General features: G+C 69.8%; 20 protein-coding genes. 7 read left to right on the forward strand and 13 right to left on the reverse strand.

The window, feature by feature from the left end; translation table 11 throughout:
- Positions 1-103: 103 nt before the first annotated feature.
- From OG266_RS36115 to OG266_RS36140, 6 genes are read right to left on the reverse strand one after another with little or no spacing between them, the layout of a single operon-like run.
- Positions 104-1,405 (reverse strand): amidohydrolase, encoded by a 1,302-nt coding sequence (locus OG266_RS36115; RefSeq protein WP_371550877.1) that lies wholly within the window; start codon positions 1,403-1,405, stop codon positions 104-106.
- Entirely contained in the window at positions 1,402-2,163 is a 762-nt protein-coding gene (locus tag OG266_RS36120) for a purine-nucleoside phosphorylase (protein WP_371550879.1), read from the reverse strand. The genes OG266_RS36115 and OG266_RS36120 overlap by 4 nt, the downstream gene beginning before the upstream one ends.
- Entirely contained in the window at positions 2,160-3,026 is an 867-nt protein-coding gene (locus tag OG266_RS36125) for an ABC transporter permease (RefSeq protein ID WP_266466952.1), read from the reverse strand. The genes OG266_RS36120 and OG266_RS36125 overlap by 4 nt, the downstream gene beginning before the upstream one ends.
- The gene (locus OG266_RS36130) at positions 3,026-4,087 is read right to left on the reverse strand and encodes an ABC transporter permease (RefSeq protein ID WP_371550881.1); all 1,062 of its coding nucleotides are present in this window, start codon (positions 4,085-4,087) and stop codon (positions 3,026-3,028) included. The genes OG266_RS36125 and OG266_RS36130 overlap by 1 nt, the downstream gene beginning before the upstream one ends.
- A gap of 1 nt (position 4,088) precedes the next feature.
- Entirely contained in the window at positions 4,089-5,678 is a 1,590-nt protein-coding gene (locus OG266_RS36135; RefSeq protein ID WP_371550883.1) for an ABC transporter ATP-binding protein, read from the reverse strand.
- A complete protein-coding gene (locus OG266_RS36140; RefSeq protein WP_371550885.1) occupies positions 5,659-6,708 on the reverse strand; it encodes a BMP family ABC transporter substrate-binding protein in 1,050 nt (349 codons plus the stop codon). The genes OG266_RS36135 and OG266_RS36140 overlap by 20 nt, the downstream gene beginning before the upstream one ends.
- 318 nt (positions 6,709-7,026) lie before the next feature.
- Here OG266_RS36140 and mtnA point away from each other — a divergent pair, with 318 nt between their 5' ends.
- The gene (mtnA, locus tag OG266_RS36145) at positions 7,027-8,058 is read left to right on the forward strand and encodes an S-methyl-5-thioribose-1-phosphate isomerase (protein ID WP_371550887.1); all 1,032 of its coding nucleotides are present in this window, start codon (positions 7,027-7,029) and stop codon (positions 8,056-8,058) included.
- Between the two features lie 136 nt (positions 8,059-8,194).
- On the opposite strand, the gene mtnB is transcribed toward mtnA, so the two are convergent.
- Genes mtnB through OG266_RS36160 form a run of 3 tightly spaced genes read right to left on the reverse strand, consistent with a single transcriptional unit; the run spans position 8,195 to position 10,115 of the window.
- Complete coding sequence (gene mtnB, locus OG266_RS36150) at positions 8,195-8,803, reverse strand: methylthioribulose 1-phosphate dehydratase (RefSeq protein ID WP_329548640.1); 609 nt, start codon at positions 8,801-8,803, stop codon at positions 8,195-8,197.
- On the reverse strand, positions 8,800-9,519 hold the full coding sequence (gene mtnC, locus OG266_RS36155) for an acireductone synthase (RefSeq protein WP_371550889.1): 720 nt from the start codon (positions 9,517-9,519) through the stop codon (positions 8,800-8,802). Before mtnC ends, mtnB begins: the two co-directional genes overlap by 4 nt.
- On the reverse strand, positions 9,516-10,115 hold the full coding sequence (locus OG266_RS36160) for an acireductone dioxygenase (protein ID WP_371550891.1): 600 nt from the start codon (positions 10,113-10,115) through the stop codon (positions 9,516-9,518). The genes mtnC and OG266_RS36160 overlap by 4 nt, the downstream gene beginning before the upstream one ends.
- A 542-nt stretch (positions 10,116-10,657) precedes the next feature.
- On the opposite strand from OG266_RS36160, the gene OG266_RS36165 reads away from it, so the two are divergent.
- The 4 genes from OG266_RS36165 to mtnK all read left to right on the forward strand — a co-directional run bounded on the left by OG266_RS36165 (position 10,658) and on the right by mtnK (position 15,629).
- Complete coding sequence (locus tag OG266_RS36165) at positions 10,658-11,755, forward strand: substrate-binding domain-containing protein (RefSeq protein WP_371550893.1); 1,098 nt, start codon at positions 10,658-10,660, stop codon at positions 11,753-11,755.
- The gene (locus OG266_RS36170; RefSeq protein ID WP_371550895.1) at positions 11,742-13,301 is read left to right on the forward strand and encodes a sugar ABC transporter ATP-binding protein; all 1,560 of its coding nucleotides are present in this window, start codon (positions 11,742-11,744) and stop codon (positions 13,299-13,301) included. The genes OG266_RS36165 and OG266_RS36170 overlap by 14 nt, the downstream gene beginning before the upstream one ends.
- A 106-nt stretch (positions 13,302-13,407) precedes the next feature.
- Positions 13,408-14,448 (forward strand): ABC transporter permease, encoded by a 1,041-nt coding sequence (locus OG266_RS36175; protein ID WP_371550897.1) that lies wholly within the window; start codon positions 13,408-13,410, stop codon positions 14,446-14,448.
- Positions 14,449-14,459: 11 nt separating this feature from the next.
- On the forward strand, positions 14,460-15,629 hold the full coding sequence (gene mtnK / locus OG266_RS36180) for an S-methyl-5-thioribose kinase (RefSeq protein WP_371550898.1): 1,170 nt from the start codon (positions 14,460-14,462) through the stop codon (positions 15,627-15,629).
- Positions 15,630-15,873: 244 nt separating this feature from the next.
- Here mtnK and OG266_RS36185 read toward each other — a convergent pair whose 3' ends face one another.
- The 4 genes from OG266_RS36185 to OG266_RS36200 form a co-directional block, all read right to left on the reverse strand.
- A complete protein-coding gene (locus tag OG266_RS36185; RefSeq protein WP_329548645.1) occupies positions 15,874-17,487 on the reverse strand; it encodes a glycerol-3-phosphate dehydrogenase/oxidase in 1,614 nt (537 codons plus the stop codon).
- An 8-nt stretch (positions 17,488-17,495) separates the two neighbouring features.
- The gene (gene glpK / locus OG266_RS36190; RefSeq protein ID WP_266467007.1) at positions 17,496-19,043 is read right to left on the reverse strand and encodes a glycerol kinase GlpK; all 1,548 of its coding nucleotides are present in this window, start codon (positions 19,041-19,043) and stop codon (positions 17,496-17,498) included.
- A gap of 162 nt (positions 19,044-19,205) precedes the next feature.
- Positions 19,206-19,997 (reverse strand): MIP/aquaporin family protein, encoded by a 792-nt coding sequence (locus OG266_RS36195; RefSeq protein ID WP_266467010.1) that lies wholly within the window; start codon positions 19,995-19,997, stop codon positions 19,206-19,208.
- Positions 19,998-20,332: 335 nt separating this feature from the next.
- The gene (locus OG266_RS36200) at positions 20,333-21,097 is read right to left on the reverse strand and encodes an IclR family transcriptional regulator (protein WP_266467014.1); all 765 of its coding nucleotides are present in this window, start codon (positions 21,095-21,097) and stop codon (positions 20,333-20,335) included.
- A gap of 269 nt (positions 21,098-21,366) precedes the next feature.
- Here OG266_RS36200 and metH point away from each other — a divergent pair, with 269 nt between their 5' ends.
- Both metH and OG266_RS36210 read left to right on the forward strand, forming a co-directional pair.
- Entirely contained in the window at positions 21,367-24,897 is a 3,531-nt protein-coding gene (gene metH, locus OG266_RS36205; RefSeq protein ID WP_371550902.1) for a methionine synthase, read from the forward strand.
- A gap of 97 nt (positions 24,898-24,994) precedes the next feature.
- Entirely contained in the window at positions 24,995-25,696 is a 702-nt protein-coding gene (locus tag OG266_RS36210; RefSeq protein WP_266467022.1) for an HAD family phosphatase, read from the forward strand.
- Positions 25,697-25,871 lie beyond the last annotated feature (175 nt).

Below are 25,871 nucleotides of genomic sequence, written 5' to 3' on the forward strand. Positions count from 1 at the left end.
GCGTGCAGTTCGGGATGTCGCCAAGGCATCCGCTCAGACGTCCGATGTCTCAGCCCATTATGAGGGTCAGCGGGCTGAACAGGACACGGAATCCGACGTCAGGTCAGGCGAGGGCCTCCAGGTCGGCCAGCGCGGAGGGCTCGTCGAGGGTCGTGAGGGCGCGGTCCCGCATCAGGATCCTGCCGTCGACGACCGTGTCCCGTACGTCCGCCGAGTGTGCGGCGTACGCGAGCGTGGACCACGGATCGTGCAGCGGCCTCAGATGGGGCGCGTCGAGGCCGAGCACGATCAGGTCGGCGCGCTTGCCCGCCTCCAGGGAGCCCAGGTGGTCGCCGAGCCCCAGCGCGCGGGCGCCCTCGATGGTGGCCATGCGGACCGCCTGTTCGGCGCCGACCGCGGTGGGATCGCCGCCCGCCTTGTGGACGAGGGCCGCCTGCCTGACGGCCCCCAGCACGTCCAGGGTGTTGGAGCTGACGGCGCCGTCCGTGCCGAGCCCGACGGTCACGCCCGCGCTGAGCAGCCTCGGAACCGGCGCGATACCGCAACCGAGCTTGAGGTTGGAGACCGGGCAGTGCGCGACCGACGTGCCGGTGCGGGCGAGGGCCGCGATCTCGGGACCCGTCAGATCCACGGCGTGCGCGAGCAGCAGGTCGGGGCCGAGCAGCCCGAGCGAGTCGAGCAGTTCCACCGGACGCTTGCCGTGGGCGACCTCGACGGTGGCGACCTCGGTCGCGTTCTCCGCCGCGTGGATGTGCAGCAGTGCGCCGAACTCCCTTGCCAGCGCGGCGATTTCGACGAGCTGCTCGGGCGAGAGGGTGTAGGTCGAGTGCGCGAAGAGGACGGGCCGGAGGCCGGGCCGCGCTGTCGCACGGGCGGTCAGATCGCGGCGCGCCCACTCCAGCCGGTCCTCGTACGCGATGCCGTCCGCGGGCTCCGGTACGTCCATGAAGGTCGGCCCGGTGTGCAGCCGCCAGCCCGCCTCGCGCGCGGCCTGTTCGGCCGCCTCGTGGAACCAGTACATGTCGAGCGCGGAGGTCACCCCCGCCCGTACGCTCTCGGCGATCGCGACCCGTACCGCCGCCGCGACGTTCTTCGGGGACAGCAACTCGGCTTCCCAGCGCAGCACCCGCTCCAGGAAACCCTGGAGCGTGACGTCGTCCGCGCGGCCGCGCAGCAGCGTCATCGCCAGGTGGGTGTGGGTGTTGACAAGGCCGGGGAGGACGAGACAGCCGCTCGCGTCGAGGGTGTCGCTGGCCGCGTACCGCGTGCGGAGTTCCTCGGCGGGACCGACGGCCAGGATCTCGCCGTCGCGGACGGCGACCGTGCCGGAGCGCACGAAGGTCCCGGCCTCGTCGACGGTCAGGACGTCCCCGCCCTCGACCAGCAGATCAGCGCGCTCGCTCATGCCTTGGACTCCCCGCGCTCCTCCGCCAGCAGCCGCAGCGCTTCCAGCGACACCAGGGCACCCCGCTCCACACCCTCCGCCACGACATCGCGGTGCGGGTTGTAGCCGCCGGTGTTCTCCTCGTCGACCAGCTCGTCCGCGTTCGCGCCGTCGACGACGAGCACGCCGCCCGCCACGAGGCCACGCAACGAGGCGGTGACCAGCAGCGCGGACAGCTCCATCTCGATCGCCGCGAGACCCGCGTTGTCGTACGCGGTGAGCGGGATCAGCCCCGGCTGGAAGGCCGCCCGGGTCCAGACGAGACCCCGGTGGTGCGGGGCGCCGGCCGCGCGGGCCGCGCGCTGGAGCGCGAGCACCGCCTCGGGGGAGGACACCGCCGGGTACTCGGGCGGCAGCAACTGCTGGGTGACACCGTCGTCGCGTACGGCGGCCTCCGCGATGACGAGATCGCCGTCACCGATACCGGGGCGCATCGCGCCTGCCGTGCCGAAGCGCAGGAAGGTCGTGACGCCCGCGTCGGCCAGCTCCTGGAAGAGCAGGATCGCGCCGGGCGCGCCGACCCCGTGCGAGGCGACGGTGACCGGCAGGCCCTTCCAACTCCCGCTGAACACACGGTATTCGCGGTGGTACGAGACCTCCTCGGCGCCGTCGAGCAGCGCGGCGACGGCCGCGGCGCGCGCCGGGTCGCCGACGACCAGGGCCTGCGGCGGAAGGCCCGTGCGGGGTATGCGGGTGATGGGCAGCAGGTCCAAGGTCATGAGACGGCTCCAGCGGGGCGGGTACGGCGACGGCGGCGGGCCGTCGTGAGGAAGAGGGCGCCGAGTGTGACGACGTACGGCGCGGCGTCGGTCGCCTGCTGCGGCAGGCCGAGGCCCTGAAGGCGGAAGCCTGCGGCCTCCGCGAGACCGAAGAGCAGCGCGGCGAGCAGCACACCGAGGGGCAGCGCGCGCCCGAGCATCACCGCGACGACCGCGATCCAGCCGCGCCCCGCCGTCATGTTCTCGGAGAACAACGTGACGTTGCCGAGGGCGAGTTGGGCTCCGGCAAGGCCGCACAGCACTCCCGAGACGAGCACCGCCGCGTACTGGTACTTCGCCGGGCTCACCCCGAGCGTGGCCGCCGCCTCGGGGGCCTCGCCGACCCCGCGCAGCCTGAGGCCCCACACATGCCGGGAGAGCATCAGAGCGGCGACGCCGACCGAGGCCCACGCCACATAGGCGAGCGGTGAGAAGCCACCGACCAACGGCAGACCGGCCAGTGACGGATCGTCAAAAGTGCCCTGCACGCCAAAGACCGTGCGCAGCAGGAAACTGGTCAGGCCGACGGCGAGGAGGTTCATGGCGATCCCCAGGACCACCGCGTCGCCGCGCAGGGTCACCGTGCCGACGGCGAGGATCAGCGAGTACGCGGCGGCGGCGAGCGCGGCCGCCAGAACGCCCAGCCAGGGGCTGCCGGTGAACCAGCTCGTGGTCACCGCGGTGAAGCAGCCCATCAGCATCATGCCTTCGAGGCCGATGTTGAAGACGCCCGCGCGTTCGCAGATCGCGCCGCCGAGCGCGGCCAGCAGGATGGGAGTGAGCGCGCGCAGCGCGGACATGACGAGATCGGAGTCGAAGAACATCAGACGGCCTCCTTCTGTCGAAGCCGTTCGGATCGCCCGGATCGGCGCAGCCACTTGTCCGGGAAGCTCAGCCGGGCCGCCAGGAACACGATGACGATGGCCTGCAGCACCTGCGTCAACTCGCGCGGCACCTCGGTCGTGCGTTCCATGGAGAGCCCGCCGACCTCGAGCACGGCGAAGAAGAACGAGGCGAGGACCGTGCCCAGCGGGCCCGCCGCCGCGAGCAGCGCGGCCGTCAGACCCGTCCAGGTGTACCCGGGAGCCGTGAGCGCGCCGTCGAGGAAGCGGTAGGGGAAGCTCAACACCCCGATCGCGCCGACGAGTCCGGCGAGCGCGCCCGACACCGCCATCAGCTTGAGCGTCAGCCCCTTGCGCTCGACGCCCGCGTACGCGGCGAAGCGGGAGTTGAGGCCGGTCATCCGGATCTCGTAGCCGACCGCCGTACGGGAGTCCGCGAACCAGTACGCGGCCGCGGCGGCCACGATCAGCAGCAGGCCGACGGTCACCGTGGAGTCGCCGAAGGCGGGCAGGGCCACCCCTTGGGGCAGTTGACGCGTCTGGGGAAGGCTGGAGCCGGGCTCCTTGAGCGGATAGCGCACCAGGTACGAGGCGAGCGACGACGCCGGATAGCTGAGCAGCAGGCTGCTCACCAACAGCGGTACGCCCAGGTGGTTCTCGCAGAGCGCTGCCAGGGCCGCGTATCCGGCGCCCGCCGCCATGCCCGCGAGGAGCGCGAGGACGACGGTGAGGGGTGCGGGCAGCGGCGAGTAGAGGCCGGTGACCGCCGCCGCGATGCCGCCGAGCACCAACTGCCCGTCGCCGCCGAGGTTGATGAGCCCGGCGCGCAGCGGGATCGCCAGCGCGAGCGCCATGCCGAGCACGCTGGTGGTGGTGGACAGCGTCGAGCCGATGCCGTCGGAGCCGAGGGAACCGCTGATCACGGCGCCGTACGCGGAGATCGGATCGGCGCCCGTGCCCACCAGGAACAGTGCGCCGATGACGACTCCGGCGAGGACGGAGAAGGTGACGGGGGAGCGCAGGGCCCCTGTTATTCGGGTCATGTCAGTCTCCGACCTCTACCGGGGGCTGCACCGGCGGCTGTCCGGGGGCCGAGCCGCCCGCCATCGCCAGGCCCAGCGTCCGTTCGTCCGCCTCGTCCTTCGTGTACTGGGCCGTCACGCGGCCCTCGTACATCACGAGCACCCGGTCCGCGAGCGAGCGGATCTCGCTGAGCTCGGCCGAGACGAGCAGGACGGCGTGTCCCGCGTCGCGGTAGGCGACCAGTTCGTCGTGGATGTTCTGGATGGCGCCGATGTCGACGCCCCGCGTCGGCTGCTCGACGAGCAACAGCGGGGCGTCGTGGGCGAGTTCGCGGCCGATCAGCAGCTTCTGGAGGTTGCCGCCGGACAGCGCGGAGGCGGGCACCTCGGGCGAGGACGCCTTGATGCCGAAGCGTTCGACGAGACCTTGTGCGTGGGCCCGTACGGCCGAAGGTGTCAGCAGTCCGTGCCGTGAGGACAGCGACGTACGGTGATGGCCCATCGCGAGGTTGTCGGCGACGGACGCGGCGGGCGCGGTGCCGACCGCGTGCCGGTCCTCGGGCACGTACGCGAGGCCCTGGGCGCGCCGTTCGGTCGCCGAGGCGTGCGTGATGTCCCGGCCCCGCAGAGCGACCCGGCCGCCGGTGACGGGCCGCAGCCCGGCCAGTGCCTCGATCAGCTCGCTCTGGCCGTTGCCGGCCACGCCCGCTATGCCGACGATCTCGCCCGCACGGACGGTGAGTTGGACCTCACGTACCGCGTCCGTGGCGAGGTCTTCCACATCCAGCACCACGTCACCCGGGGTGCCCGTGGCGTGCACGCGGTCCAGGTCGACCGCGCGGCCGGTCATCGCGGCGGCGATCTCGTCGGCGGTCGTCTCCGCGGTGCGCAGCCGGGCGACTACGCGGCCGTCCCGCAGCACCGTCACGTTGTCGCTGCCTTCGAGGACCTCGCGCAGCTTGTGCGTGACAAGGATCACCGTGCGGCCCTGCGCGGTGAGCGACTTGAGGACCGTGAACAGGGCGTCGGCCTCGGCGGGGGTCAGCACCGCGGTCGGCTCGTCGAGGATGAGCGTACGGGCGCCGCGGTGCAGCAGCTTCAGGATCTCCACGCGCTGCCGCAGGCCCACCGGGAGCTCGCCGACCCGGGCGTCCGGGTCGACGGAGAGCCCGTGCTCCTCGGCCAGTTCGCGCACCCGGCGCCGCGCCGCCGCGCGGTCGACAAGACTGAAGCGGCGCGGCTCGGCCGCGAAGACGACGTTCTCGGCGACCGTCAGCGAGTCGAACAGCTTGAAGCTCTGGTGCACCATGCCGAGCCCGGCGGCCATCGCGTCGCCGGGGTCGCCGAAGGACACCTCGTGCCCATCGATCCGCACCGAACCGGCGTCAGGGCGTTCCATCCCGTAAAGGACGGACATCAGCGTGGACTTGCCCGCGCCGTTCTCGCCCATCAGGGCGTGGATCTCGCCGCGCCGTACGGTCAGATCGACGGCGTCGTTCGCGAGCGTGCCGGGGAACCGCTTGGTGATTCCCCGGAGCTCGACGGCGAGTTGACCGTCGGACGACTGGTGGTTTTCAGGCGACCGGTGATCGTCAGCTTGCTGCGGGATCATCGACCTTCAGCTCTCCGGACACGATCTGGTCGCGCAGCGCCTCGACCTTCGTCAGGACGTCCTTGTGGTCGGCGATGACGCACTTGGAGGTGTCGACGCCGTCCTCCAGGCCGGTGAGGCTGATGCCGCCCTCCTTCAGGCCGTACGAGATCGTCTTGCCCGTGTTGCCGACGAGGACCTGCTTGATGCCCTCTTCCACGGCGACGTCGGTCTTCTTGATCACGTTGTCCACGACCGTGCCAGGCGCCGAGGTGCACTGGTTGACGTCGACGCCGTACGCGTAGGCGCCCTTGGCCTTCGCCGCCTCGAAGACGCCGTAGTTGCCGGCCGCAGCAGCCGCCATGATCTGGTCGGTGCCGCCCGAGAGGAGCGCGTTCGCCTGCTCCTTGGCGCGGGCCGAGTCGTCGAACGGGGACTGGCCGCCGACGAAACGCGTGGAGGCGGTCGTCTTGGGGGCGACCTTTTTGGCGCCGGCCGCGAACGGGTCGCTGTAGCGGCGGAACTGGGGCGTGTCGAGGACGTCCACCGCGCCGACCTTGCCGCTCTCACTGAGCAGACCGGCCTCGGCGCCCGCGAGGTACACGCCCTCGTGCTCACGGAATGTCGCGCAACTCACGTTCTTGAACGTCTTCGTCGTGCACGCGTCGATCACCAGGAACTGCTGCTTGGGGTGAGCCTCGGCCTGCTGCGCCACCAGGTCGGCGAACTCGAAGCCGACCAGCACGATGACGTCGGGCGCGGCGTCCACGGCGGCCTGCACGTTCTGCTGCTCGGACGCGGTGTCCGAGGACTGGTACACCTTCTTCGTCCCGTCGTGCGCCTTGGCAGCCGCCTCCACTCCGGTGACCGCGAGCTTCAGGAACTCGTTCTGCCCCACGGGGTCGGGGGTGACCAGCGTGAAGGACTTGCCACTGCTCGCGGAGCTGTCGGACGCGCTGTCCTTGGCGGCCGCGTTGCAGGCGGTGGCGAGCAGCGCGGTGCCTGCCGCGAGAGCGGCGAACTGGAGGGAACGGCGGTTTCTGCGGTACATCGGGATGACCTTCCGGAGGCTGCGGCAGGGCACGCTGTGCGGGTGCGCGAAGGGGCCGAGCGGTGAGGGTGGAGCGGTGACGGTTACGGCGGGAGCTGAACTGCGAGTCAGCTACGACAGCCGTCGGCGGCGCACCGGCCGAAGTCGAGGAAGCGACGCTTCGTAAGCAGCACAGGTCCCTCCTTCGCGTCGGTCTTGGGCCTGCGGGTGCTGGACTGTAACACCGGTTTTAGGACACTTGCCCGACTGTCTCGAACTGTGGTTCTTCGAGGTCATGTACGGTGTCGCGCACCTTCGGAACATCAGGAGTGCCCCGTTATGCCCCAGGAACTGCGCGCCGTCGACTGGACCGGAAGCAGTCTCGCGCTCATCGACCAGACCGTGCTTCCGCACCGCACCGAGACCCGCGAAATACGTGCCGTGGACGACCTGGTGGACGCGATCCAGCGGCTCGTTGTCCGGGGCGCTCCGGCGATCGGAGCGGCCGGGGCGTACGGCGTGGCGCTCGCCCTGCTGCAGGGCGAGCGCGAGGGATGGGACCGCGCGCAGGTGCTCGCGGCGGTCGCCCGGATCCGCGAGGCCCGCCCGACCGCCGTCAATCTCATGGTCTGCGTCGACCGCGTGCTGACCCGGTTCGACGAGGGACTGGAAGCGGTCCTCGCGGAGGCGGCCGCCGTCCAGCGCGAGGACGTCGAGGCGAACCGCGCGATGGGGGCGTTCGGGGCGGACTGGCTCCTGAAGCGCACCGACTTGGGCCGGCCGCTCCGCATCCTGACCCACTGCAACACCGGCGCGCTCGCCACCGCCGGCTGGGGCACCGCCCTCGGCGTCATCCGCGAACTGCACGCGCGCGGCCTGCTCGAGGTCGTGTACGCCGACGAAACGCGTCCCCTGCTCCAGGGATCCCGCCTGACCGCCTGGGAGTTGGTCCAGGAAGGCATCCCGCACTACGTCCAGGCCGACGGCGCCGCCGCGGGCACCATCCTGCGCGGCGAGGTCGACGCGGCGATCGTCGGGGCGGACCGCATCGCTGCGAACGGGGACACGGCGAACAAGGTCGGAACGGTGGGCGTTGCACTGGCCTGTGCGGATGCGGGGGTGCCGTTCTTGGTGGCCGCGCCCACCACGACGGTGGACCTCTCCACTGCCTCGGGTGCCGACATTCACATCGAACTCCGGGGGGAGGACGAGGTGTTGGAGTGGGCGGGGGTGCGGACGGCTCCCGCCGGGTCGCGGGGGCACAATCCGGCGTTCGACGTCACGCCGGGGCGCCTGGTGACCGGTCTTGTGACGGAGCGCGGGGTGCTGGAGGTGTCGGCGGGGGAGCTTCCGGGGGAACGGTTGCGCTAACTGACCGTCGGGGGTGGTGTGTTGAGTGCGGATTGGTGGGGGCTGGTCGCGCAGTTCCCCGCGCCCCTGAAGGGGCGCTGTTGTGGGGGGTGTTGAAGAGGGGACCGGAGTTGGTCCCCTCTTCGGTCACCGGGGTTCAGTGGCCTGTCAGTTCCAACTCCAGTAGCCACTCGACCACTTCGGTGTGGTGGCGGGCCTGGCGCGGATCGGCGCCCCATACGTACAAGCCGTGGCCGGCGACGACTACCGCCGGCATCTGCGGGTTGCGGGCCGCCTCCAGGCGGTCGCCCAGGACCTTCATGTCCTGGCTGTTGGTGATGACGGGGAGGGTGACCTCGACGTCGTGGGCGGGCTGGCCGACGCCCTTGAGCATCTCCACGTCCTTGAAGACGATGCCGCCGGGCTCGCGGCGGCCCATGGCCACGGACGCGACGGTGTGCACGTGGACGACGGCACCGGCACCGGTCAGCGCGGCCACGCGCGCGTGCAGCTCGGCCTCGGCGGACGGCTTGCCGCCCGACACCGCCGCGCCCGCGCCGTCCACCAACACCACGTCGGCGGGCGTCAGTTCACCCTTGTCGTGCCCGCTCGCCGTGACCGCGAGGCGGAGCGGATCACGGGACAGGACCACCGACAGGTTTCCCGAGGTGCCGCGCATCCAGCCGAAGGAGGCGAAGCGGGCCGACTCGGCGGCCAGGACCGCGCCCGCCTCCTCCAGGTCCAGTGCTGAGGTCACGACGGTCATGCGGTGCTCCTTGCGATGGTGATCTCGTCGAACGTCCCCGCCTGCGGGTGATCGCCGACGCCCTGCTCGTAATACGGCTCCCCGGGGCGACGTACGCCCACGGCCTGCCAGCCCGCCGCACGCGCGGCGTCCAACTCGCCAGGCCGGTCGGAGAGGAAGAGAATGCGGCCCGGGGCTTCGCCCAGCGCGGCCGCGATCGTCGTGTACGACGCGGGCTCCTGCTTCGGCCCGGCGTTCTCCGTGTCGTACAACCCCTCGACGAGCGGCAGCAGATCGCCCTCGGGGCTCGACCGGAACCACGCGCGCTGCGCGGCCACCGAGCCGGACGAGTACACGTGCAGGCGTACGCCCGCCGCGTGCCAGCTGCGCAGCGCCGGGACCACGTCGTCGTAGAAGTGCGAGACGAGGTCGCCGCGCGCGAAGCCCTCGGACCAGATGAGGCCCTGGAGGGTCTTGAGGGGGGTCGCCTTGCGGTCCTCGTCGAGCCACTCGTTGAGCGCCTTCTCGACGCGTCCGGCATCGGCGTCCGGCTCGCCGATCAGCTCGCGCACCTGCGCGACCGCCCGCACCACATCCGGATCACCGCTCCGCTCCGAGAGCACCGCTCCGAAACGAGAGCGCGAGTACGGGTAGAGCACGTCCACGACGAACCCCGTGGCGCTCGTGGTGCCCTCAATGTCGAGCACCACGGAGTCGATGTCGAAGTGCTCGGTCACGCGGAAGCCTTGTCCTTCGCGTACCCGGCGTCGATCGTGTCGTAGTCCGGGAAGCGGGAGGCGATGGTGGAGCCGGTGAAGCTGCCGATCCAGCCGTCCTCCTCGTGGAAGAAGCGGATCGCGGTGAAGGCCGGCTTCGTGCCCATGTCGAACCAGTGCGTCGTGCCGCGCGGCACCCCGAGCAGGTCGCCCTTCTCGCAGTACACGGCGTGCACCTCGCCGTTCACGTGCAGATAGAAGATCCCGGATCCCGAGACGAAGAAGCGGACCTCGTCATCGTCGTCGTGCGTGTGCTCCTGGAGGAACTTCGCGCGCGCCGCCTTCGCCTTCACCGGGTACTCGGGGTCCTCGCTCGGGTGCAGGCCGAGCACGTCGACCGTGGTGAAGCCCTCCTCGGCGTTGAGCTTCTCGATCTCCGGGCCGTACGCGGCGAACACGGTGTCGCTGTCGGCGTCCGCGGGCACGTCCTCGCGGATCGGCCACTGCTCGTAGCGCACGCCGATCGGGGCGAGCGCGGCGGCGATCTCGACGGGGTCGGACGTACGGCGCACGACGGTCTCCGAGCCGGTCTCGGGCCAGGTCGTCAGCAGGGTCATGGGAGCAACTCCAGGGGGCTGGAAGGGATGTCCGGATACTGGGACGAGTACCGGGTGGGGGGAGGGACGCGGGCGGCGGGGCCGCGGGACGTGCGGAAGGCTCGGGCTGGAGTCGTCAGCCGCGACACGCCGCGCCGGTACAGCGTCGCTTCGCTGTCGCGCGTGGTGTCGTCATCGGAATGCCTCACTGTCCCGGGTCGGGTGCCGGTTCCGAGATGGTAACTCCAGGCGGGCGGTCGGCCGGGTGTGACGAAGTTGTTGTCTCAACCACTGAGAATTCAGGTCAGGGGTTTTGACGCATGGCTGAAAACGTTCTCATGATCTCCTTATGAAGACGCTGCTGCTCGTGCGGCGGCTGTACGTGGACTTGCTCCGGTCGACCACAGCCCGCTGTCGCTGACCTCACCCGGAGCTCCAAGTCGCCCGAGCCCTCAGGGCTCCCGCCATGTCCGCGGTAGTGGCGCGTTCTCTTCCGATGCTCCGGGTCACGCACGCCCTCCCCCTTCACCCACCCCTTCGCACCGCCCTGTCCAGGAGCACTCATGTCCCGTACCCGTGTCCCCCTTGCCGCGCTGTCGCTGGCCTCCGCCTCCGCCCTCCTGCTCGCGGGCTGCTCCCAGTCCACGAACGCCTCGCAGAGCACCGGCGACAAGGCCGCCTCGGCCTCCGCGGCGACCGCCGCGAAGCCCGCGCCCTTCAGCAAGGGCAAGGTCAAGGTGGCCCTGGTCCGGCAGAGCGGCGCCGGCGACTACTTCGAGCAGTGGGGCAACGGCGCCAAGGCGCAGGCCGAGGCGCTCGGCATCGATCTGACCGTGTACGACGCCCAGGCCGACAACGCCAAGCAGGCCACCGACCTGTCCTCGGCCATCAACTCCGGGGCGCAGGCCATCATCGTCGACCACGGCTTCCCGGCCACGATCCAGCCGGAGATCGACAAGGCCGTGAAGAAGGGCATCAAGGTCGTCGTCTACGACGTCGAGCAGACCAACAAGGCCGTGGTCAGCACCAAGCAGGACGACGCCAGCATGGCCCAGGCCGTCCTCGACGTGATGACCGAGGAGCTCGGCAAGGACGCCAAGGTCGGCTATGTCAACGTCGCCGGGTACGCCGCCCTCGACAAGCGCGACAGCGTCTGGAAGAAGACCGCCGACGCCAACGGCTGGAAGCAGGAGTTCAAGGTCGGCAAGGTGACCGACTCCACGGCCACCGACAACGTTCCCCTCGTCTCCGCCGCACTCACCCAGCACTCCGACGTGACCGGAGTCTTCGCCCCCTACGACGAGCTGGCCAAGGGCACCGTCCTCGCCGTCCAGAACAAGAAGCTCCAGGACAAGGTGAAGGTCTTCGGCGCGGACGTCTCCAACGCCGACATCCAGAACATGACCGCCGCGGACAGCCCGTGGGTCGCCACCGCGGGCACCGACCCGTCCGCGGTCGGCGCCGCCGTGGTCCGCACCGCCGCCCTGGAGCTGGCCGGTCAGCTGGACAAGACCTCGGTCGAGTTCCCGGCCGTCGCCATCACCCAGGACTTCCTGCGCGAGAAGAAGATCGAGAACATGGACCAGCTGCGTGCGGCGCTGCCCGAGCTGAACCTGTCCAAGGTGAGCACCGCGGACTGGATCCCCAATGTCGCCCACTGACACGTCTTTTGACGGTCCTATTGACGGTCCTTTTGACACCGGCGCCGCGGTTCGCCTCCGTGAGGTCAGCATGGCCTTCGGAGGCAGGACGGTCCTGGAGTCCGTCTCGCTGGACATCGCCCCGGGCAGCGTCGTCGCGCTGCTCGGCGCGAACGGTGCCGGCAAGTCCACGCTGATCAAGATCCTGTCCGGCGTGCACACCGACCACGGCGGGGAAGTGAGCGTGAACGGCGAGCCCGTCGCGCTCCACTCCCCGTTCGCCGCACGCCAGTTGGGCATCCAGACCGTGCACCAGCGGATCGGTGAGGGCATCGTCCCCGGCCTAACCGTTGCCGAGAACCTGGTCTTCGAGGAGCTGGCCCAGAGCCGCGGGAACCCCTTCCTGAACGGCCGCCGCCTGCTGGCCCGCGCCCGCGAGATCCAGTCCGCACTCGACCTCGGCTGGAGCGACGCCGTACTCAAGCGCGACGTCACCGAACTCGGCATCTCCGACCGGCAGTTGCTGATCCTGGCCCGCGCACTGGCCACCCGCCCCCGGCTGCTGATCCTCGACGAGCCGACCTCCGCGCTCTCCGCCACCGAGGCGGAGCGCCTCTTCGCGCTCGTCGAGCGGATGCGCGACGAGGGCATCGCGGTCCTGTACGTCTCCCACCGGCTCGGCGAGATCGACGTGCTCGCCGACCGCCTGGTCGTTCTGCGGGACGGCCGTCTCACCGAGGACCAGACCAAGCCCTTCGACTGGGACAGCGCCCTGCGCGCCATGCTCGCCCAGGCACAGGAGGCGACCACCGCACGGCCCCGGAAAGCGGGACCCCGGGGCGAGGTCGTGCTCTCACTGCGCGGAGTCCCGCTCCTCGAGGGCCACACTCCGCAGGACCTCGACATCCGGGCCGGCGAAGTCACCGGCGTCGTGGGCCTGTTGGGCGCGGGCAAGACGGAACTCGCCCGCGGGCTGTTCGGCGCCGACCGCTTCACCGGGGGAGCGGTCGGGCTGGACGGCAAACCGTACGAGCCGCGCCGCCCGGCCGACGCCATCGCCAGGGGCGTACACCTCGTACCTGAGGACCGGCACGCCGACGCCCTGGTGCCAGGCTGGTCGCTGGCGCAGAACATCTCGCTGCCGTTCCTCAAGTCCCTCTCCACGGCAGGGCTCGTGAGCCGCACCAGGGAGGACGCGCTCGGCCGCGCCACCATCGAGCAGCTCGGCGTCGTCGCCCGCGACGAACACAGCACCGTCGAGGAACTCTCCGGCGGCAACCAGCAGAAGGTCGTCGTCGGCCGCTGGCTCGCCGAGAGCCCTCGCGTCCTCATCCTGGACGAGCCGTTCCGAGGCGTGGACATCGGCGCCCGCCGCGACATCGGCCGCCGCGCCCGCACGCTGGCCGCCGAGGGCGCTGCCGTCCTCGTCCTGTCCGCCGACGTCGACGAGATCCTGGAGGTCGCCGACCGGGTCGTCGTCCTCGCGGCGGGCGAGATCCGCCTCGACGCGTACGGCGAAGAAGCGGAACGCGACCGCGTGATCCAGTCCATCTCGGCGTCCGTCTGATGCCGGGCACAGCCGTCGGATTCCGCCCGACACAGGTCACAGCCGTCGGCGTCCGCCCGATACCGGTCACACGCCGCCCGATACCGGTCACACCAGGAAGTACGCCATGACCACCACTCAGAGCGCCCCCGCGAAGACGGCGACCCCGTCCCCGCTCGCCGCCGGCCCGCGCATCCAGAGCGCCGTCATCAAATACGGCTTCATCTTCGTCACCGTCACGCTCTTCGCGTACTTCGCGATCAGCGAGCCGTCGTTCCGCGACTCGGCGACGCTGCTCGACACCCTCCGGTACGTCTCCGTCGCCGCGATCCTCGGCCTCGGCGTCACGCTCACCATGGCCGTGGGCGGAATGGACATGTCGGTCGGCGCGGTGGCCGGGCTCGGTGTGACGGTCGCCGCCAAGACGATGGTCTCCTACAACCAGGTCGGCGTGGTCGCAATCCTCGCGGTCATCGCCGCCGGTGCGCTGGCCGGTCTGCTGAACGCCCTGCTGATCGTCGTCCTCAAGATCCCCGACATGCTGGCCACGCTCGGCACCATGTTCGTCATCCAGGGCACCAAACTCATCCTGGTCGACGGGCAGTCCATCACCCCCGGCATGACGCAGTCCGACGGCACCACAGCACCCGGCAGATTCACCGAGGGCTTCCTGCGCATCGACCGGGGCACCCTCCTCGGCATCCCCGTCTCCGTGCTGATCTTCGGCGGACTGACGGTCATCGCCTGGGTGTTCCTCGCCCGCACCCGCTGGGGCCGCGTCCTGTACGCGATCGGCGCCAACCCCGAGGCCGCGCGCCTCGCCGGCATCCGTGTCGGCGCCTACCGGGCCCTGGCGTACGTCCTCTCCGGCGTCCTCGCCTCCATCGGCGGCCTGATCCTGGCCGCCCGCATCGGCCAGGGCGATGTCTCGGCCGGTACGTCCCAGCTCCTCGAGGCCGTCGCGGTGGCCCTGGTCGGCACCTCGGTCCTGGGCCGTGGACGCCCGAACGTCTGGGGCACGGCCCTGGGCGCCGTACTCATCGGGATCATCACCACCGGCCTGACCATCAAGGGACTGCCGTACTACACGCAGGACGTCGTCGAGGGCGCGGTCCTCATCCTCGCCCTGGTGTTCAGCTTCACCCTGTCCAAGCGCCGCACCGCATAAGGGAGTTCACGATGGGCTACCGCATCCTGGAGACCGAGGACGTCGCGGGTTACCTGCGCGAGCGCGGCCACTGGGGCACCGACGAGCCGGAGGTGCGCGAGGTCTCCGACGGAAACATGAACCGCGTCTTCCTCGCCAGCTCCGCCGACGGTACCCGGGGCCTCGCCGTCAAGCAGGCCCTGCCCTGGGTCCGCGTGGCTGGCCCCTCCTGGCCGATGAGCCCCGAGCGCGCCGACGCCGAGGCCCGCGCCTACGAGCAGGTCGCCAAGGTCGCCCCGGACAAGATCCCGGCGATCCACGGCTACGACGCCGAGAACTACGCCCTCGTCATGGAGGACATGTCCGACCTGGAGGTCCTGCGCACGGTCCTCAACGAGGGTGCGTCGTACGGCCCGGACACCTCCGCCCGGATCGGCGAGTTCGTCGCCCAGCTCTCCTTCGCCACCAGCGACTTCGGCATGTCCTCGGCCGACCGCAAGGCGCTGATCGCGACCTCGGTGAGCCCCGAGCTCTGCAAGATCACCGAGGATGTGGTGCTCTCCGAGCCCTACATCGAGCACGAACACAACCACTGGCTCCCGGAGTTGGCCGACCTGGCCGCCGAATTCCGCGCCGACGCCCGGCTGCGCACCGAGGTCGCGGACCTCCGCCATGTCTTCATGACGAGCGGTCAGGCGCTGCTCCACGGCGATCTGCACACCGGCAGCGTCATGGTCGGCGTGCGTGAAGGCGCCCCGGTGGTACGGGTATTCGACCCCGAGTTCTCCTTCGTCGGCCCGATCGGCTTCGACCTCGGTCTGTACTGGGCGAACACGCTGGTCTCCCAGGTCAGGGCCGACGCGCTCGGCACGGCCACCGACCACGGGGACCAACTCCGGCTGTCCTGGGAGGCGTTCGAGTCCGAGTTCCGCCGTCTGTGGCCGACCCGCGTCGACACCTTCTTCGACGACGCCTACCTGGACCGCTTCCTGGCCCGACTCTGGACGGAGTCGCTCGGCTACGCCGGCACGGAGATCATCCGCCGAATCATCGGCTTCGCCCACCTCACCGACCTGACAACCCTGCCCGACCCGGTCCCGGCCTCCCGCCGGGCCCTGCTTCTCGGACGTGAACTCATCCTCAAGCGAGCCGAGTTGACTGGCCCCGAGGACGTCCGGGCCGTGATCGAGACGCTCGGCTGAACGCGGGGAATTTCGCCCCCTCCGCCCCTACCCATTCCCGTCACTTGGGGGCTCCGCCCCCAAACCCCCGCTCCTCAAACGCCGGAGGGGCTGAAAATCTTTAGCGGGGGTCTGGGGGCGGCAGCCCCCAGGTACGGGACGGGTAGGGGCGGAGGGGGCGAAAAAACACCACCTCACGCCCCTCGGCAGCACACACATGAGGGGGGCTCCCCCCGTGGGAGCCCCCCTCAAGTCACCCCAGGACCTACTTGTCGAGCAGGTCCTGAACCTTCCCCCGCACCTCGTCCGTCGCAAGCCCCCGAATCGTCAGCGTCGTACGCCGCCGCAGCACATCGTCCGCCGTCTCGGCCCACTCGTTGTCCCGGGCGTACACGACCTGCGCCCAGATCTCCGGGGCGTCGGGGTGAACCCGCTCGGCGAGCTCCGGGTTGTCGTTCGCGAGCCGCGCGATGTCGAAGGCCAGCGAACCGTAGTGGGTGGCGAGGTGCTTGGCGGTGTCGGCCCCCATGCGCGGCCCGGGCGCCGGGCCGTCGACGAGCAGACGGTGCGCGACAGCGCGCGGATTGGCGACACCCGGCAGCGGCATCTTCTTCGGCAGCTCGGAGATCGGCTCGAAGTCCTCGCCCAGCGGGTGCCCGGGCAGCGACTCCAGCTTCTTCATGACGGTGCGGCCGATGTGCCGGAAGGTGGTCCACTTGCCGCCTGCGACGGACAGCATCCCGCCACGGCCCTCCGTGACGACCGTCTCGCGCTTGGCCTTCGAGGTGTCGCCGGGTCCGCCGGGCAGCACGCGCAGACCGGCGAAGGAGTACGTGATCAGGTCACGGGAGAGCTGCTGGTCGCGGATGGAGAACGCGGCCTCGTCCAGGATCTGGGATATGTCCTTCTCGTTGACCGCGACGTCCGCCGGGTCGCCCTCGTACTCCTCGTCGGTCGTGCCGAGCAGCAGCATGTCCTCCCAGGGGAGGGCGAAGGTGATGCGGTACTTGTCGATGGGGGTGGCGAGCGCGGCCTTCCAGGGGGCGGTGCGCTTCAGGACCAGGTGCGCGCCCTTGGACAGGCGGATGGACGGCGCCGCGTTCGGGTCCTCCAGCTTGCGCAGGTGGTCGACCCACGGGCCGGTCGCGTTGAGCACCAGGCGCGCGGAGACACCGAACTCGTCACCGGAGAGGCGGTCCTTGAGCTCCGCGCCGGTCACCCGGCCCTTGGTGAAGCGCAGCCCGGTGACCTCGGCGTGGTTGAGGACGACGGCACCGGACTCGACGGCCGCGCGGACCGTCATCAGGGCCATCCGGGAGTCGTTCATCTGGTCGTCGCCGTACACGGCCACGGCCTTGAGGTTGTCGGTGCGCAGCTCGGGCACGTCCTGCGCGGCCTTCGAGGGGCTCAGCAGGTGCCCGACGCCGTCCCCGAATCCGGACAGCGCCGAGTACGCGAACACACCGGCACCGAGCTTCGCGGCGCCGTGCGGGCCGCCCTTGTACACGGGGAGGTAGAAGGTGAGCGGGTTCGCCAGGTGGGGGGCCACCTGACGGGAGACCGCACGGCGCTCGAAGTGGTTCTCCGCCACCAGCTTCACCGCGCCGGTCTGCAGGTAGCGCAGACCGCCGTGGAGAAGCTTGGAGGAGGCGGAAGAGGTGGCACCGGCGAAGTCGCCGGCGTCTACCAGGGCCACCCGCAGCCCGGACTGCGCGGCATGCCAGGCGGTGGAGATGCCCAGGATGCCGCCGCCGATGACGAGAAGGTCGTACGACGCCTTGGAAAGCTGCTCCCGGGTCTCGGCGCGACTCGGGTTCGAGCCGGGGGCCGGGCGCGTACCGAGGGCAGGTACGGACTGCAGGGTGGACTGGGTAGTCATGCGGGTTCTTACTCCTCGACAGAGTCGTCTTCGAGCCAGCCCATGGACCGCTCGACGGCCTTGAGCCAGCTCTTGTACTCACGGTCGCGCGTCTCCGCGGCCATGTTGGGGGTCCATTCCGCGGCCCGGCGCCAGTTGGCGCGCAGGTCTTCGGTGTTGGTCCAGAAGCCGACGGCGAGACCGGCGGCGTAGGCGGCGCCGAGGCAGGTGGTCTCGGCGACCATCGGGCGCACCACGGGGGCGTCCAGGACGTCGGCCAGGGTCTGCATCAGCAGGTTGTTGGAGGTCATGCCGCCGTCGACCTTGAGGGCCGTGAGCTCGACGCCGGAGTCCTTGGTCATGGCGTCGCTGACGTCACGGGTCTGCCAGGCGGTGGCCTCGAGCACGGCGCGCGCGATGTGCGCCTTGGTCACGTAGCGCGTCAGACCGGTGATCACACCGCGGGCGTCGGGACGCCAGTACGGGGCGAACAGACCGGAGAAGGCCGGCACGAAGTAGGCGCCGCCGTTGTCCTCGACCGAGGACGCGAGCGTCTCGATCTCGGCGGCGGACTTGATGATGCCCATCTGGTCGCGCATCCACTGCACCAGCGAACCGGTGACGGCGATGGAGCCCTCGAGCGCGTAGACCGGCTTCTGGTCGCCGATCTGGTAGCCCACGGTGGTCAGCAGCCCGCTGTACGAGTTGATGACCTTGTGACCGGTGTTCATCAGCATGAAGGTGCCGGTGCCGTACGTGGACTTGGCCTCGCCCTCGGAGAAACAGGTCTGGCCGAACAGGGCCGCCTGCTGGTCGCCGAGCGCGGAGGCGACGGGGATGCCGCCGAGCAGCTCGCCGAGCCTGCCGCCGGTGATCTCGCCGTACACCTCGGCGGAGGAACGGATCTCGGGCAGCATGTTCAGCGGAACGCCGATGGACTCGGCGATCTTCGGGTCCCACTGCATGGTGTGCAGGTTCATCAGCATGGTGCGGGAGGCGTTGGTGACGTCGGTGACGTGCCTGCCGCCGTTGACACCGCCCGTCAGGTTCCAGATGACCCAGCTGTCCATCGTGCCGAACAGGATGTCGCCGGCTTCGGCGCGCTCGCGCAGGCCCTCGACGTTGTCGAGGAGCCAGCGGGCCTTGGGGCCGGCGAAGTACGAGGCGAGCGGCAGGCCCGTCTCGCGGCGGAAGCGGTCCTGGCCGACGTTGCGGCCGAGCTCCTTGCAGAGCGCGTCGGTGCGGGTGTCCTGCCAGACGAGCGCGTTGTGGACGGGCTCACCGGTGTTCTTGTCCCACAGCAGCGTGGTCTCACGCTGGTTGGTGATGCCGATGGCCTTGATGTCGTCGCGGGTGATGCCGGCCTTCTCGATGGCCGAGGCGACGACCTCCTCGACGTTGGTCCAGATCTCGGTGGCGTTGTGCTCGACCCAGCCCGGCTTCGGGAAGATCTGCTCGTGCTCCTTCTGGTCGACGGAGACGATACGGCCGTCCCGGTCGAAGACGATGCAACGGCTGGACGTGGTGCCCTGGTCGATCGCCGCGATGAAGGGGCCTGCGGTGTGTGCGTCGGTCACGGTGTGCTCCTGAAGGTTCCGTATGAAGGGGGCTGTATCAACGGGGCGGTGCTGTTGAGCGGTGCTGTGAAGCGTGCTGTGTGAAGCCGTGCTGTGTGACGCGGTGCTGTGAAGCGTGCGGTCTCGAGCGCTGCGTTCAAACGCTGCTTACAAGCGTGCTCTCTAAGCAAAGGCGACGTTGTATATGCCTGCAGCGATCGCGCCGCCGATCAGCGGACCGACGACCGGGATCCAGGCGTAGCTCCAGTCGGAACCGCCCTTGTTGGGCAGCGGGAGGAGGGCGTGCACGATGCGCGGGCCGAGGTCACGGGCCGGGTTGATCGCGTAGCCGGTCGGGCCACCGAGGGAGAGGCCGATGCTCACCACGACGAGCGCGGTGATCAGGGCGCCCAGGGTGCCGAGGCCGTCGCCGTTGCCGTTCAGGCCCTGCGTGAGGATCGCGAGGATGAGCACGAAGGTGCCGATGATCTCGGTGGCGAGGTTCTGCACCACGTTCCGGATCTCGGGGCCGGTGGAGAAGATGCCGAGCACGGGGCCCGCGCCCTTCTCCTCGGCCTCGACGGACTTGGTCCTGGCCTTCTCGCCCGGATCGCCGACGATCTCGGGGTCGGTGAGGTGCGCCTGGAACTGGCCGTAGTAGGCGATCCAGACCAGTGCGGCACCGATCATGGCGCCCAGCAGCTGACCTGCCCAGTAGATGGGGACGTCGTCCCATCCGCCGTCCTTGATCGCGAGCGCGAGGGTGACGGCCGGGTTGAGGTGAGCGCCGGAAAGGGGCGCCGAGATGTAGACCGCGGTCAGTACCGCGAAGCCCCACCCGAAGGCGATGGCCAGCCATCCGGCGTTGCGTGCCTTGGAGGCCTTCAGCGTGACGGCGGCGCACACGCCACCGCCCAGCAGGATGAGTACGGCGGTACCGATGGTCTCGCCGATGAAGATGTCGGAGCTGGACACCCGCGACTCCTTTGTCCTTCGTCCAGGGGAAGCCGAACCCCGGGTCCCACCGGTGGTTCGTGCTCTCAGGGAGAGAGAGCGATCCGGCCCTTGGCGTTGTCACACTCTAGCGCGTATTGCCGTTAGGTGTTCGACAATGCCGACCGATGGACGGGAGTCTTGCTCTCGTGTTACCGGCACGTCAAGGGCTCGGTTATCGAAAACGCGATCGTTATTGATTGCTGTGAGCTGTCGATCTTGTGAGCGAACGCCGAAGGCCGGGACGCCCTTGGCATCCCGGCCTTGTCTTGTACGAACCTCAGAACTTGCGGAGAAGGCGGAACGGTCCGGCGGACTCAGAACCGTCCGGCGCCCAGGTCCCGCGACACCGCGCGGGCGCAGTCCCGTACCGCCGCGATCAGCTCGGGGCGCAGCTCACCGTCCTTGCAGACCCGCTCCACGGCCCCGGCGATGCCCACCGCGCCGACCGGCATGCGCCGCCGGTTGTAGATGGGGGCGGCGACCGAGGCCACGCCTGTCCAGGTCTCCTCGACGTCGTCCGCGTACCCGCGCGCGCGGGTCAGGTCGAGCACGCCCTCGAACTCGTCCAGCTCGCTCGTCGTGCGCGCCGTGAACACCTTGCGCTCGGCCTCCAGGACCTCGCTGTGGGCGACCGGATCGTATGCGGACAGGACCTTGCCCAGTGCCGTGGAGTGCAGTGGCTGCATGGCCCCGACCTCCAGCACCTGACGGCTGTCGTCCGGCCGGAACACGTGGTGCACGATCAGCACGCCCTGCTGGTGGAGCACGCCCAGATAGACGCTCTCGCCGCTGGAGCGGGCCAGGTCGTCCGTCCAGACCAGGGCGCGCGCCCGCAGTTCGTGCACGTCGAGATAGGTGGTCCCGAGCCGCAGCAGCTCGGCGCCCAGTTGATAGCGCCCGGAAACGCCGTCCTGCTCGACGAAGCCCTCCTGCTGCAAGGTCCGCAGAATGCCGTGCGCAGTACCCTTGGCCAGACCGAGCGAGGAGGCGATGTCCGACAGGCCGAGCTGCCGCTCGCCGCCCGCGAGGAGCCGCAGCATCGCTGCTGCCCGTTCGAGCGACTGGATGTTCCGTGCCATCGCCGTGCTGCCTCCGTCCCCTTCGACCGACGGCGCGCGATTCACTGCCGCCGTTCGGCAATGTCGAACACTACCGGTCCATGCCGACCTCCCGCTAATGGATGGTCGTCACATATTTCGTCCGTCTGAGCACTGCCGTCGCGTGCGCCACGCGCGTCCGTCCCGTGGACGCCCCTGACCCTACGGCCGCGCTCCGGGCTACCCTGACGGCGTGCGCCTTCCATGGGAAGCGCAAAGCCGACAGCCGTCGCACTCCAGGGAGCACCTTCATGGCCTCGTTGCCGAACCCGTCCCTTCCGTCCGAGCTTTCCGAGAGCCGGGCGCGTACTGACGCACTCCGCCAGGCCCTCGCCACCCGTGTCGTGGTGGCCGACGGTGCGATGGGCACGATGCTTCAGGCGCAGGATCCGACGCTGGAGGACTTCCAGAATCTCGAGGGCTGCAACGAGATTCTGAACGTCACCCGCCCCGACATCGTCCGATCCGTCCACGAGGAGTACTTCTCCGTGGGCGTCGACTGCGTCGAGACCAACACCTTCGGCTCGAACCACTCGGCGGCCGGTGAGTACGAGATCGCCGACCGGATCTTCGAACTGTCCGAGTCGGGTGCCCGGATCGCCCGCGAGGTCGCCGACGAGTTCGGTGCCCGGGACGGCCGTCAGCGCTGGGTCCTCGGCTCGATCGGCCCGGGCACCAAGCTGCCGTCGCTCGGTCACATCGCGTACGACGTACTGCGCGACGGCTACCAGCAGAACGCCGAGGGCCTGCTCGCCGGTGGCGCGGACGCGCTGATCGTGGAGACCACGCAGGACCTGCTGCAGACCAAGTCCAGCCTGGTCGGTGCGCGCCGTGCGATGGAGGCGCTGGGTCTGGAAGTGCCGCTGATCTGTTCGCTCGCCTTCGAGACCACCGGCGTCATGCTGCTCGGCTCGGAGATCGGTGCGGCGCTGACCGCGCTGGAGCCGCTGGGTATCGACATGATCGGCCTGAACTGCTCGACGGGCCCGGCCGAGATGAGCGAGCACCTGCGCTATCTGGCCCGGCACTCGCGTACGCCGTTGATGTGCATGCCGAACGCGGGCCTGCCGATCCTGACCAAGGACGGCGCGTACTTCCCCCTCACCCCGCCCGAGATGGCCGACGCGCAGGAGAACTTCGTCCGCGACTACGGCCTTCAGCTGGTCGGCGGCTGCTGTGGCTCGACGCCGGAGCACCTGCGCCAGGTGGTCGAGCGGGTGCGCGAATTGGAGCCGGGGACGCGTGATCCGCGTCCCGAGCCCGGTGCGGCTTCGCTGTATCAGACGGTGCCGTTCCGTCAGGACACCGCGTACATGGCGATCGGTGAGCGGACGAACGCCAACGGGTCGAAGAAGTTCCGTGAGGCGATGCTGGAGGGCCGCTGGGACGACTGTGTGGAGATGGCCCGCGACCAGATCCGCGAGGGCGCCCACATGCTCGACCTGTGCGTCGACTACGTGGGCCGCGATGGCGTCGCCGACATGAAGGAACTGGCCGGCCGCTTCGCCACCGCCTCCACCCTCCCGCTCGTGCTGGACTCCACCGAGGTCGACGTGCTGCGCGCGGGCCTGGAGAAGTTGGGCGGCCGTGCGGTGATCAACTCGGTCAACTACGAGGACGGTGACGGCCCGGAGTCGCGGTTTGCGAAGGTCACCCAGCTCGCGCAGGAACACGGCGCCGCGCTCATCGCGCTGACCATCGACGAGGAGGGTCAGGCCCGTACCGTCGAGCACAAGGTCGCCATCGCCGAGCGGCTGATCGGGGATCTGACCGGCAACTGGGGTATCCACGAGTCGGACATCCTCATCGACACCCTGACCTTCACGATCTGCACCGGCCAGGAAGAATCCCGCAAGGATGGCATTGCGACGATCGGGGCGATCCGCGAGCTGAAGCGGCGTCACCCCGACGTCCAGACCACGCTGGGCCTCTCCAACATCTCCTTCGGCCTGAACCCGGCCGCCCGCGTGCTGCTCAACTCGGTCTTCCTGGACGAGTGCGTGAAGGCGGGCCTGGACTCGGCGATCGTGCACGCCTCGAAGATCCTGCCGATCGCGCGGTTCACCGAGGAAGAGGTACAGACGGCCCTCGACCTCATCTACGACCGCCGCGCGGAGGGCTATGACCCCCTGCAGAAGCTGATGGCTTTGTTCGAGGGCGCCACCACCAAGTCCCGGACGGCAGGCCGGGCCGAGGAGCTGGCCGCCCTGCCGCTGGACGAGCGGCTCAAGCGGCGCATCATCGACGGCGAGAAGAACGGCCTGGAGGCCGATCTCGCCGAGGCCCTGCAGAGCCGCCCCGCCCTGGACATCGTCAACGACACACTCCTGGACGGCATGAAGGTGGTCGGCGAGCTGTTCGGCTCCGGCCAGATGCAGCTGCCGTTCGTGCTGCAGTCCGCCGAGGTGATGAAGACCGCGGTGGCCTATCTGGAGCCGCACATGGAGAAGTCCGACGCGGAGGGCAAGGGCACCATCGTGCTGGCCACCGTGCGCGGCGACGTCCACGACATCGGCAAGAACCTCGTCGACATCATCCTGTCGAACAACGGCTACAACGTGGTCAACCTGGGGATCAAGCAGCCGGTCTCGGCGATCCTGGACGCCGCGCAGGAGCACCGGGCCGATGTGATCGGCATGTCCGGGCTGCTGGTCAAGTCCACGGTGATCATGAAGGAGAACCTCCAGGAGCTCAACCAGCGCAAGATGGCCGCCGACTACCCGGTCATCCTCGGCGGCGCCGCTCTCACCCGCGCCTATGTCGAGCAGGACCTGTACGAGATCTACGAGGGTGAGGTCCGCTACGCCCGCGACGCGTTCGAGGGCCTGCGCCTGATGGACGCGCTCATCGGGGTCAAGCGGGGTGTCCCCGGAGCCGTGCTGCCCGAGCTGAAGCAGCGCCGGGTGCGTCCGGCGGTTGCCGCCACCGAGGTCGAGGAGCGCCCCGAGGAGGGGCACGTCCGCTCCGACGTCGCCGTCGACAACCCCGTGCCCACCCCGCCCTTCGCGGGCACCCGCGTCATCAAGGGCATCCAGCTCAAGGAGTACGCCTCCTGGCTGGACGAGGGTGCGCTCTTCAAGGGCCAGTGGGGCCTGAAGCAGGCCCGTGCGGGCGATGGGCCGACCTACGAGGAACTGGTCGAGACCGAGGGCCGGCCCCGGCTGCGCGGTCTGCTGGACAGGCTGCAGACCGACAACCTGCTGGAAGCGGCCGTGGTCTACGGCTACTTCCCGTGCGTGTCCAAGGACGACGACCTGATCATCCTGGACGACGCCGGCAACGAGCGGACCCGCTTCACCTTCCCGCGCCAGCGCCGCGGCCGCCGACTGTGCCTGGCCGACTTCTTCCGCCCGGAGGAGTCCGGCGAGACCGACGTCGTCGGCCTCCAGGTCGTCACCATGGGTTCCCGGATCGGCGAGGAGACGGCGAAGCTGTTCGAGGCCGACTCCTACCGTGACTACCTCGAACTGCACGGCCTGTCCGTCCAGTTGGCCGAGGCGCTCGCCGAGTACTGGCACGCCCGGGTCCGGTCCGAACTCGGCTTCGCCGGCGAGGACCCGGACGCGATGGAGGACATGTTCGCCCTGAAGTACCGGGGCGCCCGCTTCTCCCTCGGCTACGGAGCCTGCCCCAACCTGGAGGACCGCGCCAAGATCGCCCAGCTCCTCGAGCCGGAGCGCATCGGCGTCGTGCTCTCCGAGGAGTTCCAGCTCCACCCGGAGCAGTCCACGGACGCGATCATGATCCACCACCCGGAGGCGAAGTACTTCAACGCGCGCTGATCGGACACGACGTACACTGGTCGGTCCACTGCAGGCCGGTTGCCCCTTTGGCAAAAAGGGCGACCGGCCTGATCGTCCCTCAAGGAGGTGCGCCCGGATGACCAGTACGGTCCCCGCGCTCGGTACCCGTACGGCCGAAGGCTCTGCCCTGGAGGCCGTGCTCCTCGACATGGACGGCACTCTGGTGGACACCGAGGGCTTCTGGTGGGAGGTGGAGGCCGAGGTCTTCGCGTCCCTCGGCCATGTGCTCGACGAGTCCTGGCGCCATGTGGTGGTCGGCGGCCCGATGACCCGCAGCGCCGGCTTCCTGATTGAGGCCACCGGCGCCGACATCACCATCGCCGAGCTGACGGTGCTGCTGAACGACGGGTTCGAGGCCCGCATCGGCCACTCGCTGCCGCTGATGCCGGGGGCGGCCAGACTGCTCGCCGAGCTGGCTGCGCACGAGATCCCCACCGCCCTGGTCTCCGCCTCGCACCGGCGCATCATCGACCGCATCCTGGCCTCGCTCGGCCCCCAGTACTTCGCGCTGACCGTGGCGGGCGACGAGGTGGAGCGGACCAAGCCGTTCCCCGACCCGTATCTGCTGGCGGCCGCGGGACTCGGCGCGGCACCGGCCCGGTGCGCTGTCATCGAGGACACCGCGACGGGTGTCGCGGCCGCCGAGGCCGCCGGCTGCCAGGTGGTCGCCGTGCCCTCGATCGCCCCCATCGCGCCCGCCGCGCGGCGCACGGTCGTGAACTCTCTGGAAGAGGTCGACCTGCCTTTTCTCCGCGGCTTGATGACGGAAATGCGCTAGACGTTCACCCAGCGTGCGGAACCGAATGCGCGAATAGGCCCGAGCGCCTCCCGAAGGGCGCCCGGTGGATCTGCGCCAGAACCCCCTGAGGGAATTCAATCCCGGCGGGATGGCTGAATTCCGGTGCTCCCCGGCTGAGTTGATGCTGTGAGGTTCGCCACTCGCCGGGGGGTCG

It is taken from the genome of Streptomyces sp. NBC_00554, assembly GCF_041431135.1.
In the GTDB taxonomy this organism is placed as follows: domain Bacteria; phylum Actinomycetota; class Actinomycetes; order Streptomycetales; family Streptomycetaceae; genus Streptomyces.

What these genes read in the sequence shown, in the direction of transcription:
- OG266_RS36140 (WP_371550885.1), bottom strand. Translation starts at nt 6,708, where the DNA reads ATGTACCGCAGAAACCGCCGTTCCCTCCAGTTCGCCGCTCTCGCGGCA.
- OG266_RS36185 (WP_329548645.1), bottom strand. Translation starts at nt 17,487, where the DNA reads ATGACTACCCAGTCCACCCTGCAGTCCGTACCTGCCCTCGGTACGCGC.
- OG266_RS36115 (WP_371550877.1), bottom strand. Translation starts at nt 1,405, where the DNA reads ATGAGCGAGCGCGCTGATCTGCTGGTCGAGGGCGGGGACGTCCTGACC.
- OG266_RS36210 (WP_266467022.1), top strand. Translation starts at nt 24,995, where the DNA reads ATGACCAGTACGGTCCCCGCGCTCGGTACCCGTACGGCCGAAGGCTCT.
- OG266_RS36125 (WP_266466952.1), bottom strand. Translation starts at nt 3,026, where the DNA reads ATGTTCTTCGACTCCGATCTCGTCATGTCCGCGCTGCGCGCGCTCACT.
- OG266_RS36130 (WP_371550881.1), bottom strand. Translation starts at nt 4,087, where the DNA reads ATGACCCGAATAACAGGGGCCCTGCGCTCCCCCGTCACCTTCTCCGTC.
- OG266_RS36175 (WP_371550897.1), top strand. Translation starts at nt 13,408, where the DNA reads ATGACCACCACTCAGAGCGCCCCCGCGAAGACGGCGACCCCGTCCCCG.
- mtnB (WP_329548640.1), bottom strand. Translation starts at nt 8,803, where the DNA reads ATGACCGTCGTGACCTCAGCACTGGACCTGGAGGAGGCGGGCGCGGTC.
- mtnK (WP_371550898.1), top strand. Translation starts at nt 14,460, where the DNA reads ATGGGCTACCGCATCCTGGAGACCGAGGACGTCGCGGGTTACCTGCGC.
- metH (WP_371550902.1), top strand. Translation starts at nt 21,367, where the DNA reads ATGGCCTCGTTGCCGAACCCGTCCCTTCCGTCCGAGCTTTCCGAGAGC.
- OG266_RS36160 (WP_371550891.1), bottom strand. Translation starts at nt 10,115, where the DNA reads ATGACCCTGCTGACGACCTGGCCCGAGACCGGCTCGGAGACCGTCGTG.
- OG266_RS36200 (WP_266467014.1), bottom strand. Translation starts at nt 21,097, where the DNA reads ATGGCACGGAACATCCAGTCGCTCGAACGGGCAGCAGCGATGCTGCGG.
- OG266_RS36170 (WP_371550895.1), top strand. Translation starts at nt 11,742, where the DNA reads ATGTCGCCCACTGACACGTCTTTTGACGGTCCTATTGACGGTCCTTTT.
- OG266_RS36135 (WP_371550883.1), bottom strand. Translation starts at nt 5,678, where the DNA reads ATGATCCCGCAGCAAGCTGACGATCACCGGTCGCCTGAAAACCACCAG.
- mtnA (WP_371550887.1), top strand. Translation starts at nt 7,027, where the DNA reads ATGCCCCAGGAACTGCGCGCCGTCGACTGGACCGGAAGCAGTCTCGCG.
- OG266_RS36120 (WP_371550879.1), bottom strand. Translation starts at nt 2,163, where the DNA reads ATGACCTTGGACCTGCTGCCCATCACCCGCATACCCCGCACGGGCCTT.
- OG266_RS36165 (WP_371550893.1), top strand. Translation starts at nt 10,658, where the DNA reads ATGTCCCGTACCCGTGTCCCCCTTGCCGCGCTGTCGCTGGCCTCCGCC.